Below are 9,981 nucleotides of genomic sequence, written 5' to 3'. Positions count from 1 at the left end.
TGATCTCCCCCCTTGAGGGGGAGATGCCCGGCAGGGCAGAGGGGGGTAGGCGGCAATGACCCACTACTCAGTTCCTCAGGCCAACCGTCGCAATGCGCGCAAGATGCGCAAGCAGATGACCGATACAGAGCTGAAACTCTGGAATGAGTTGAGAGCGCACCGCCTGATGGGACTGGGTTTTCGGCGGCAGTTGCCGATTGCCGGTTACATTGTCGATTTTGCCTGCCCGACACACAAGTTGATTGTTGAGATCGACGGCTCGCAACATGGCTCAGCCGATATTGCGGAAGCGGATGCCGTGCGCACCGCCAAGCTGGAAGACCACGGCTGGACCATTGTCCGCTTCTGGAACGATGACATTCTTCGCGCTATCGACAATGTCTACCAGCATATCGTCATCTGTGCCGGCCAAGGCGGACCGGTCGGAGCCACCCGCATGAAGGAGGAGTTCGTGCAATGATCGACCATACTGGAATTTCGGTTGCCGATTTCGACAAGGCGAAGGCCTTCTTCGACAAGGCATTCGCGCCGCTCGGCGCGTCGTTTCTGATGATGGTACCGGGCGAACATACCGGTGGCGTCAAGGTTGGTGGTTATGGCCGCGAGCGCCCGGTGTTCTGGCTGCATGAGGCGGAAGCCGGGCCGGGGCGCCACTACGCATTCACCGCGCGCAGCCGCGCCGAGGTCGATGCGTTTTATGCGGCTGCGATCGCAGCTGGTGGCAAGGATAATGGCGGGCCGGGCCCGCGGCCGCACTATCATCCCGACTATTATGCCGCCTTCGTGTTCGATCCCGACGGCAACAACATCGAGGCGGTATGCCATGCGCCGGCATAGGGGAAAGCCATGATGAGCCTCGACAACAAGCCTGTTTATACCGGCGGTTGCCAATGCGGCGCGGTGCGTTTTCACATCGAAGGCGCGCTCGGCGACGCCTCGGTCTGCCACTGCCGCATGTGCCAAAAGGCGTTCGGCAATTTTTATGCGCCGCTTGTCTCTGTTCGGCAGGCGAAACTGACGTGGACGCGCGGCGAGCCGAAAAAATTCCGCTCCTCGAACTTCGCCTTTCGCGGCTTTTGCGGTGAATGCGGCACGCCTCTGAGCTACGAGGCACCGGACGGTGTCGCCTTGGCGATCGCAGCCTTCGACGAGCCGGAAGAGATCGCGCCGACGATCCAGTGGGGCATCGAGGCCAAGCTGCCTTACGTCGACCATATCCACGAACTGCCCGGACAAAGCACGGAAGAAGACGCCGAAGCGGCCGGCTTCATCAACGATATCGTGTCTTACCAGCATCCCGACCACGACACCGAGCAATGGCCACCGGAGGTCAGGACATGAGCGATCCGTTCACCGGAGGCTGCCAGTGCGGGGCGGTGCGCTACAGCGCCGAGCCGATCGTCGACAACGCTCATATCTGCCATTGCCGCATGTGCCAGAAGGCGGTCGGCAACTTCTTTGCCGCGCTCGTCGGGGCACCGAAGGAGACGACGACCTGGACGCGCGGCGAGCCGGCTGTGTTTCGAAGTTCCGAAAATGTCGAGCGCGGCTATTGCCGAGATTGTGGCACGCCGCTGTTCTACAATGGCGTCGACAGCAAATATATCAGCTTGACCATCGGCTCCCTGGACCACCCCGAGCGGCTGAAGCCACAATCGCAGGACAGTATTGAGGGGCGCATGCCTTGGTTTGCCGAGCTGACTTCGGTGCCGGACTCGGGCGAGAGCGAAGATGTCGACTCGCCAGAATGGACAGCGGCGATCAAGGCGTCGAACCGCCAGCACCCAGATCACGATACTGAACAATGGCCACCGGAGAAAAGGTCATGACCGAGACAGTTAGAACCGGCGGCTGCCAGTGCGGCGCTGTGCGTTTTCGCATCCATGGCGCGCTTGGGCGCACGTCCATTTGCCATTGCCGCATGTGCCAGAAGCAATTCGGCTCATTCTTCGGCGCTTTTGTCGGTGTTCCGACGGACGGTGTCGAATGGATTCGCGAGGAGCCGAGCTACTTCCAGTCCTCGGTCAATATTGCGCGCGGCTTCTGCCAGCGCTGCGGCACGCCGATGACCTACCGCCAGCCGGACGGGCTCGAAATCTCCATCGGTTCGTTCGATGACCGCTCCGATCTCGCGCCGACGATCCAGATCAACCATGGCGCCCGGCTGCCCTGGGTCGAGACGATCTTCGACCAGCCGATCCACGACAACCCCGACTATTACAAGCGGCAGGAGCAGATCATCTCCTTCCAGCATCCCGACCAAGAAACGGCCAACTGGCCGGAACACGGACTGAAACTATGAGCACCGAATTGCGCGGCCTTTACCCCGAGATCGAACCCTTCGACAGCGGCATGCTCGATGTCGGCGACGGCCACCAGATCTATTGGGAACGCTCCGGCACCAAGGGCGGCAAGCCGGCGGTGTTTTTGCATGGCGGTCCGGGCGGTGCGACCTCCCCCAAACATCGCCGCCTGTTCGATCCGAAGCTCTACGACATCATGCTGTTCGACCAGCGCGGCTGCGGAAAATCCGTGCCCAACGCCTCGCTCGACGCCAACACGACCTGGCATCTCGTCGCCGACATCGAACGGCTGCGCGAGATGGCCGGCTTCGACAAATGGCTGGTGTTCGGTGGCTCCTGGGGTTCGACGCTGGCGCTGGCCTATGCCGAAACGCACCCTGACCGCGTCAGCGAGCTCGTGGTGCGCGGCATCTACACGCTGACCCGTGCCGAACTCGAATGGTACTACCAGTTCGGCGTCTCCGAGATGTTCCCCGATAAGTGGGAACGCTTCGTCGCCCCGATCCCTGAGGCCGAGCGCGGCGACATGATGGCCGCCTATCGCAAGCGGCTCGTCGGTGACGACCACAAGACCAAGGTGCAAGCAGCCCTTGCCTGGAGCCTGTGGGAAGGCGAGACGATCACGCTGCTGCCTGACCCCGATACCAGCGGCAAGTTCGGCGAGGACGACTTCGCCGTCGCCTTCGCCCGCATCGAAAACCACTATTTCGTCCATGCCGGCTGGATGGACGAAGGCCAGCTGATCCGCGACGCCCACAAGCTGCGCGACATTCCCGGCGTCATCGTCCATGGGCGTTATGACATGCCATGCCCGGCGAAATATGCCTGGGCGCTGCACAAGGCCTGGCCGCAAGCCGAGTTCCATCTTATCGAGGGCGCGGGCCACGCTTATTCGGAACCGGGCATATTGGACCAGCTGGTCAGGGCGACCGACAGGTTCGCAGGGAAATGACRATGGCACGCGAACGCATCTATCTCTTCGACACGACACTGCGCGACGGCCAGCAGACGCCGGGCATCGACTTTTCGGTCGAAGACAAGATCGCGATCGCCACCATGCTCGACGAGTTCGGCCTCGACTATGTCGAGGGCGGCTATCCCGGCGCGAACCCAACCGATACGGCGTTCTTCACAGAAAAGCGGACCAAGCGGGCGAAGTTCGTTGCCTTCGGCATGACCAAGCGGGCAGGGGTGTCGGCTTCCAACGACCCGGGCCTTGCAACCTTGCTGCAGGCCAAGTCGGACGGCATCTGCTACGTCGCCAAGAGCTGGGACTATCATGTCCGTGTCGCCCTTGGCGTGACCAACGAGGAAAACCTCGAATCGATCCAGGCCTCCGTTGAAGCTGCCCGCGCGGCCGGCAAGGAGCCGATGGTCGATTGCGAGCATTTCTTCGACGGCTTCAAGGCCAATCCCGACTATGCGCTGGCTTGCGCCCGCACGGCCTATGATGCCGGAGCGCGCTGGGTGGTGTTGTGCGACACCAATGGCGGCACCCAGCCGGCCGAGGTGCGCGAGATCGTGGCCAAGGTGATCGCTGCGGGCATTCCGGGCGCCAACCTCGGCATCCATGCCCATGACGACACCGGCCAGGCGGTAGCCAATTCGCTGGCGGCCATCGAAGCCGGCGTGCGCCAGGTTCAAGGCACCATCAACGGCATCGGCGAACGCTGCGGCAACGCCAATCTGATCACCATCGTGCCGACGCTGGCGCTGAAGCCGCATTTTGCCGAACGTTTCGAGACCGGCGTTTCGGCTGATGCCCTAGCTGGCATCTCAAGGCTGTCGCGCGCGTTCGACGAGTTGCTCAACCGCGCGCCCGAAGCGCAGTCGCCCTATGTTGGAGCTTCCGCCTTCGCCACCAAGGCCGGCATCCACGCATCGGCCATCGCCAAGGAACCCAAGACCTACGAGCACGTGCCGCCGGAGATGGTGGGCAATCGCCGCAAGGTGATGGTGTCGGACCAGGGCGGCAAGGCCAATTTCATTGCCGAGCTCAAGCGGCGCGGCATCGACGTGCCCAAGGACGACCGCCGGCTCGATTCGCTGATTTCGGTGGTCAAGGAGCGCGAGGCCGAGGGTTATGCCTATGAAGGGGCTGATGCCAGCTTCGAACTTCTGGCGCGCAGCATGCTGCACGAGGTGCCGGAGTTCTTCCGCGTGACCTCGTTCCGCTGCCTTGTCGAGCGGCGTTTCGACGCCAATGGCAACCTCAAGACCGTATCGGAAGCGGTGGTGAAGGTACTGGTCGACGGCGAGGAAAAGATGTCGGTTGCCGAGGGTGACGGTCCCATAAATGCGCTCGACATCGCGCTGCGCAAGGATCTCGGCAAGTTCCAGAACGAGATCGGCGACCTCGAGCTTGTCGACTACAAGGTGCGTATCCTCAATGGCGGCACCGAGGCGATAACCCGCGTGCTGATCGAATCGCATGACAGCACCGGCGCGCGCTGGTGGACGGTGGGTGTTTCGACCAACATCATCGACGCGTCGTTCCAGGCGCTGATGGATTCGATCATCTACAAGCTGATGAAAAACCGCGAGATGGCCGGGCTGGCGGCGGCGGAATAGCAGCTGGCTTGGAGAGTTAGGGCCGGCGCCAAAAGCTGGCCCTATCGATTGATCCATCAATGAAAAGCGGGTGGACCATCAGTATTTTGAAATGGCCTGTCCGGACAAGCGGGCGCATAGGATCGCGCCATGAGCATCAACACGCCTGCGATCACTAAGGACGAAGCCTCCCGCGGCTTCCTTTTTGCCCTTTCGGCCTATCTGATGTGGGGTTTTTTGCCTTTCTACATGAAGGCTGTGGCCCATATTCCCGCCCCTGAGGTGATCGCGCACCGCATCACCTGGTCGATTCCGATCGCCGCTTTGTTGCTGTGGTGGCTTGGCCGCACCTCCGACATCAAGGTGGCCCTGCGCAATCCGCGCACGCTTTTGATGGGCACGCTGACGGCAACCCTGATCACCATCAATTGGGGCGTCTATGTCTGGGCGATCGGCAATGACCGCGCGCTCGAAACCGCGCTCGGCTATTATATCAACCCGCTGTTCAGCGTGTTCTTGGGCGCTGTCGTGCTTGGCGAGAAGCTGACCCGGGCGCAAATGGTGGCGATAGGGCTCGCGGTGATAGCCGTTGGGCTGCTGACCTGGGAAAGCGGCGGTTTGCCGTGGGTTTCCATCGTTCTGGCGCTGTCCTGGGGCTTTTACGCGCTGTTCAAGAAGACGCTGCCGATCGGCCCGGCGCAGGGTTTCTTCCTCGAAGTGCTGATCCTCGGGCTGCCGGCGCTGGGCTACATCTTTTATCTCCAGACGACCGGCGCCGGCCATTTCGGCACCACCGGCATGACCGACGTCTGGCTGATGCTCGGCTGCGGCGTGGTCACTGCCGTGCCGCTGATCCTGTTTGCCAATGGCGCCAAGCTGCTCAGGATGTCGACAATCGGCATCATGCAGTACATCGCGCCGACGATGATCTTCGTCATTGCGATCTTCATCTTCCACGAGCCGTTCTCGAGCGAGCGCGCGGTGGCTTTTGGCCTGATCTGGGTGGCGCTCGCGATCTACACTTGGTCGATGTTTTCCGAGCGCTCGAAGAACGGTTGATTGGGCAAGCGAATGTACCAGCTCTATATCGCCAACAAGAACTATTCGTCCTGGTCGCTCAGGCCCTGGGTGTTGATGCGCACGCTAGGCATTCCATTCACTGAGCGGCAGGTGCCGTTTGGAAACCTGCCTGGTCAGCCGGATTTCCGTTCGTTTTCGCCGAATGGCTGCGTTCCGTGCCTGATCGACGGCGACATCGCGGTCTGGGATTCGCTATCGATCGTCGAGTATCTCGCCGAGCGCCATCCAGGCGTGTGGCCGGCCGATGCTGTTGCGCGCGCCTGGGCGCGTTCGGCGGCGGCCGAGATGCACTCCGGTTTTCAAACGTTGCGCAATGTCTGCGGCATGAGCTGCGGCGTGCGTGTCAGCCTCAGGGAGCGGCCGGCGGGGCTGGAAAAAGATATCGCGCGCATTGGTGCGCTGTGGAACCAGGGGCTCGAGCGCTTCGGCGGCCCGTTCCTCGCGGGAGACACATTCACAGCGGTGGATGCGTTCTTCGCCCCGGTCGTTTTTCGGGCACAGACCTACACGCTCGATTTCGTCGGAAATTCAAGCGAATACATCGCCATGATGCTCAAGACCGTGGCCATGCGCGATTGGTACGATGCGGCGTTGGCGGAGACCTGGCGCGATCCGCCGCATGAAGACGAGATTTTGGCCTCGGGCGTCATCACGGCCGATCTGCGTGCCTTGGCCTAACGGCCGTTCTCACATCTTGTCGATGAGCGACTGCATGCCTTCGGTGGGGGTGGAGTCGGAACCTGCCGCGACCAGGATCGCTGGGACCAGGGCTTCCGGCTCGTCGACCACCAATGGCTGAACCAGATGCGAGGTATGCACGAAGCCTTCGGCCTTCATGTGATCGAGCAGGGCCAGCATCGGGTCCCAGAAGCCTTTGACATTGGCAAAGACGATCGGCTTGCGATGATGGCCGAGCTGCGCCCAGGTCATGATCTCGACGATCTCCTCGACCGTGCCGATGCCGCCCGGCAACGCAACGAAAGCGTCCGATTTCTCGAACATCAAGTGCTTGCGCTCATGCATGTTGTCGGTGATGACGAGTTCGTCGAGCCGGGTCAGGGCGGTTTCGGTTGCTTCCTTGTTCATCAGGAAGCGCGGTATGATGCCGGTGACCTTGCCGCCGGCGCGCTGCGCGCCATCGGCGACCGCACCCATGATGCCCTTGGTGCCGCCGCCATAGACGAGCCTGAGCCCGGCCTTGGCGATCGAGTGGCCGAGCAGATGGCCGGCCTTGATGTAGACCTCATCGTGGCCCGGCGAGGAGCCGCAATAGACGCAGATGGATCGAATCGTGTTCATGATATGATTGGGTATTGCCTCCACAGACCGGGTCAAGCCCGGACAGGGCTTTTTCTTGTCGCTGCCGGCAAAACAAGGTAGACCCATCGGAGGGCTAGGGGCAGCGATATATGGCAATTAATCCGTTGAAAATCTTCCTTCTCGCAGCAGGTGGCTCGGCCGCTGCTGCGACCATTGCATATGTGTCAGGTGCGCTTGATCCTTACCTGGCGCCGCCCGCCGTGGTCGCGAGCTTGCCGGCACCCCCAACAGCCGCGCCGAAGGCGGACAAGATCCCTGGGGCGGCGAAGCCGGCAGCCGAGGGGCCAGCCCCCGCTGCGCAGGCACCCGTTGTGGTGGCGCCGTCCTTCGACGTCGTGCGCGTCGAAGACAATGGCTCAATAGTGATCGCCGGCAAGGCAGCCGGCAATGCCAAGGTCGAGATCGTGACCGGATCGAAGGTGATCGGGGCTGCGGTTGCAGGCACGGACGGCGATTTCGCCGTGGTGCTCGACCAGCCGCTCAAGCCGGGCGACTACCAGATCGTGCTGCGCGCGACCGCGCCCGACAATGTCGTGGCGACGTCGACCGAGACCGCCGTGGTTTCCGTGCCTTCGGAGCCGGGCGGACAGGTGCTGGCACTTGTCGAAGAGCCGGGCAAACCCTCCGAGCTGATTACCGTCCCCAAGCCCGCCCAGGCGCCTACGAAGCTGCCTGCAGCGGACCAGCCGGCCAATGCGCCGGCAGCGACAGTCGAAGGACAGACCGCGTCGCAGCCGGCCCCGGCAAAGTCGGTTGCATCCGCATCTAAGGTGAAGATCGCAGTTGAAGCCGTCGAAATCGAAGGCAAGAAGATCTTCATCGCTGGTGTTGCCGATGCGGGCCGCAAGGTGCGTGCCTACGCCAACGAGATCCTGATCGGCGAAACCCAGACCACGCCGGAAGGCCGCTTCCTGATCGAGGCAGAGCGCGAACTGCCGGTTGGCGACTACATCATCCGCGCCGACGCGCTTGAGCCAGACGGTGTCAAGGTCGCGGCCCGTGCGGCGGTGCCGTTCCAGCGCGAGCCGGGCGAAGCGGTAGCCGCAGTTGCACCGGCACCCGCACCGGCTGATACCGCAACGAAGTCGCAAGCGCCGGCAGCTAGCGACGCGCCGACTGCGCCAGCGGCACAGACTCAGGCGACGTCACCGGAAAAGCCCGCCGATATCGCTTSGGCCGGCGCTGAAGCGACTGCGCCCAAACTCGAGTCGGTCGATGGCGCTGTCATCATCCGTCGCGGCGATTCATTGTGGCGTATCTCGCGCCGCGTCTATGGCCAGGGCGTGCGCTATTCCAACATCTATCTCGCCAATCAGGATCAGATCAGCGATCCCGACCGCATCTGGCCGGGGCAGGTGTTCCGCGTGCCGGAAAAGTCCCAGGAGGGCGAGGCGGCCAATATGGGCGCGATGGGCGAACAGGCGATGCCCGTGCCCAAGCCGTAGCTTTCGGGAAAGGCATTTCAGCCAACTTGGGTTGCGTGGATAGAATTCATCGTTTATCGTCGATGAACGATGAAACCATCCTCCGCCGCCGCACCGTCATGCCGCGCCGCCTCTGTTGCGGATGTGGCGCAAAAGCTTGCGGCTCTCTCACATCCCGCACGGCTTGAAATCCTGCGGCGCCTCGGCGGCGGCAGGTCGTGCTGCTGCAAGGAAGTGGTCGAGCATCTCGATCTCGCCCAGTCGACCGTTTCGCAACATCTGAAAATCCTCGTCGAGGCCGGACTGGTCCGCTACGCGCCGGAGCGGCAGCGCTCGCGCTATCAGATCGACCAGGCGGCATTGACTGCTATTTCCGCGTCCGTCTCGGCGCTCGTCGAATCTTGCTGCGCCGTCGAAGGCGCGGACATCTAATCAAGGCAAGCATAGTGGCTAACAAGACCGTCTCCGCCGAACGCGGCTCGACCCTCAGCACGATAAGGAACCTGTGGCCCTATATGTGGCCGCAAGACAGGCCCGACCTCAGGGCGCGGGTGGTGTGGGCAACCGTGTTCCTGTTCGTCGCCAAGCTGACGCTGGTGGCGGGGCCCTATTTCTTCAAATGGGCGACCGATGCGCTCGCCGGCGACCAGCGTACGCCGCTGGCGTTGCCGGCATTGCTCGCAGCACCCGTCATGCTGGTGGTGGCCTATAATTTCGTGCGTATCGTCCAGCTCGGCTTCAACCAGTTGCGCGACGCGCTGTTTGCCAGCGTCGGCCAATACGCGGTCCGGCAGCTTGCGCACCGGACTTTCGTGCACATGCACCAGCTGTCGCTGCGCTTCCATCTCGAGCGCCGGACGGGTGGGCTGTCGCGCATCATCGAGCGCGGCACCAAGGGCATCGAGACGATCGTCCGCTTCACCATCCTCAACACCGCTCCGACCATTCTCGAATTCGCGCTGACGGCCGGCATCTTTGCTTTCGCCTATGGCTGGCAATATGTGGCCGTGGTGGCTGTGACCGTGTGGCTCTACGTCTGGTTCACGGTGCGGGCGAGCGACTGGCGCATCGCCATCCGCCGCGAGATGAACGATTCCGACACCGACGCCAACACCAAGGCGATCGATTCGCTGCTCAATTTCGAGACGGTGAAATACTTCAACAACGAAAGCATGGAAGCCGAGCGCTTCGACCGCTCGATGGCGCGGTACGAGTCGGCGGCGACAAAGACCTGGACCTCGCTCGGCTGGCTCAACTTTGGCCAGGGCGTCATCTTCGGTCTCGGCATGACGTCTCGGCATGAC

Annotated in this window: 13 protein-coding genes; 12 read left to right on the top strand and 1 reads right to left on the bottom strand. The window is 62.4% G+C overall.

Going from position 1 to position 9,981, the window contains the following annotated elements; genetic code table 11:
* Positions 1-55 precede the first annotated feature (55 nt).
* The 9 genes from AC1DUU_RS13095 (at position 56) to AC1DUU_RS13055 (ending at position 6,611) form a co-directional block, all read left to right on the top strand.
* Positions 56-460, top strand: coding sequence for an endonuclease domain-containing protein (locus AC1DUU_RS13095; RefSeq protein WP_476783851.1), 405 nt, complete (start codon positions 56-58; stop codon positions 458-460).
* A complete protein-coding gene (locus tag AC1DUU_RS13090) occupies positions 457-837 on the top strand; it encodes a VOC family protein (RefSeq protein ID WP_476783850.1) in 381 nt (126 codons plus the stop codon). Before AC1DUU_RS13095 ends, AC1DUU_RS13090 begins: the two co-directional genes overlap by 4 nt.
* Positions 838-849: 12 nt before the next feature.
* Positions 850-1,341, top strand: a complete 492-nt coding sequence (locus AC1DUU_RS13085) for a GFA family protein (RefSeq protein WP_476783852.1) — start codon at positions 850-852, stop codon at positions 1,339-1,341.
* The gene (locus AC1DUU_RS13080; protein WP_476783849.1) at positions 1,338-1,829 is read left to right on the top strand and encodes a GFA family protein; all 492 of its coding nucleotides are present in this window, start codon (positions 1,338-1,340) and stop codon (positions 1,827-1,829) included. Before AC1DUU_RS13085 ends, AC1DUU_RS13080 begins: the two co-directional genes overlap by 4 nt.
* Positions 1,826-2,302, top strand: coding sequence for a GFA family protein (locus tag AC1DUU_RS13075; protein WP_476783848.1), 477 nt, complete (start codon positions 1,826-1,828; stop codon positions 2,300-2,302). Before AC1DUU_RS13080 ends, AC1DUU_RS13075 begins: the two co-directional genes overlap by 4 nt.
* Complete coding sequence (gene pip / locus AC1DUU_RS13070) at positions 2,299-3,255, top strand: prolyl aminopeptidase (protein ID WP_476783847.1); 957 nt, start codon at positions 2,299-2,301, stop codon at positions 3,253-3,255. Before AC1DUU_RS13075 ends, pip begins: the two co-directional genes overlap by 4 nt.
* Entirely contained in the window at positions 3,252-4,874 is a 1,623-nt protein-coding gene (gene cimA / locus AC1DUU_RS13065) for a citramalate synthase (RefSeq protein ID WP_476783846.1), read from the top strand. The genes pip and cimA overlap by 4 nt, the downstream gene beginning before the upstream one ends.
* Positions 4,875-5,003: 129 nt before the next feature.
* Complete coding sequence (gene rarD, locus AC1DUU_RS13060; protein ID WP_476783845.1) at positions 5,004-5,912, top strand: EamA family transporter RarD; 909 nt, start codon at positions 5,004-5,006, stop codon at positions 5,910-5,912.
* Between the two features lie 12 nt (positions 5,913-5,924).
* Entirely contained in the window at positions 5,925-6,611 is a 687-nt protein-coding gene (locus AC1DUU_RS13055) for a glutathione S-transferase family protein (RefSeq protein ID WP_476783844.1), read from the top strand.
* Positions 6,612-6,620: 9 nt separating this feature from the next.
* Here the strand turns inward: AC1DUU_RS13055 and AC1DUU_RS13050 are convergent, their stop codons facing one another.
* Positions 6,621-7,232 (bottom strand): LOG family protein, encoded by a 612-nt coding sequence (locus tag AC1DUU_RS13050; protein ID WP_476783843.1) that lies wholly within the window; start codon positions 7,230-7,232, stop codon positions 6,621-6,623.
* Positions 7,233-7,342: 110 nt separating this feature from the next.
* On the opposite strand from AC1DUU_RS13050, the gene AC1DUU_RS13045 reads away from it, so the two are divergent.
* The 3 genes from AC1DUU_RS13045 to AC1DUU_RS13035 form a co-directional block, all read left to right on the top strand.
* On the top strand, positions 7,343-8,698 hold the full coding sequence (locus AC1DUU_RS13045; protein WP_476783842.1) for a LysM peptidoglycan-binding domain-containing protein: 1,356 nt from the start codon (positions 7,343-7,345) through the stop codon (positions 8,696-8,698).
* A 69-nt stretch (positions 8,699-8,767) separates the two neighbouring features.
* On the top strand, positions 8,768-9,109 hold the full coding sequence (locus tag AC1DUU_RS13040) for an ArsR/SmtB family transcription factor (RefSeq protein ID WP_476783841.1): 342 nt from the start codon (positions 8,768-8,770) through the stop codon (positions 9,107-9,109).
* Between the two features lie 14 nt (positions 9,110-9,123).
* Positions 9,124-9,981 (top strand): ABC transporter transmembrane domain-containing protein (locus tag AC1DUU_RS13035; protein ID WP_476783840.1); only part of this gene is annotated, 858 nt, incomplete at its 3' end.

Source organism: Aminobacter sp. P4_H6_2 (assembly GCF_056400805.1).
Note: the sequence above shows the minus strand (reverse complement) of the source record. Positions and strands in the feature narration are given on the sequence as shown.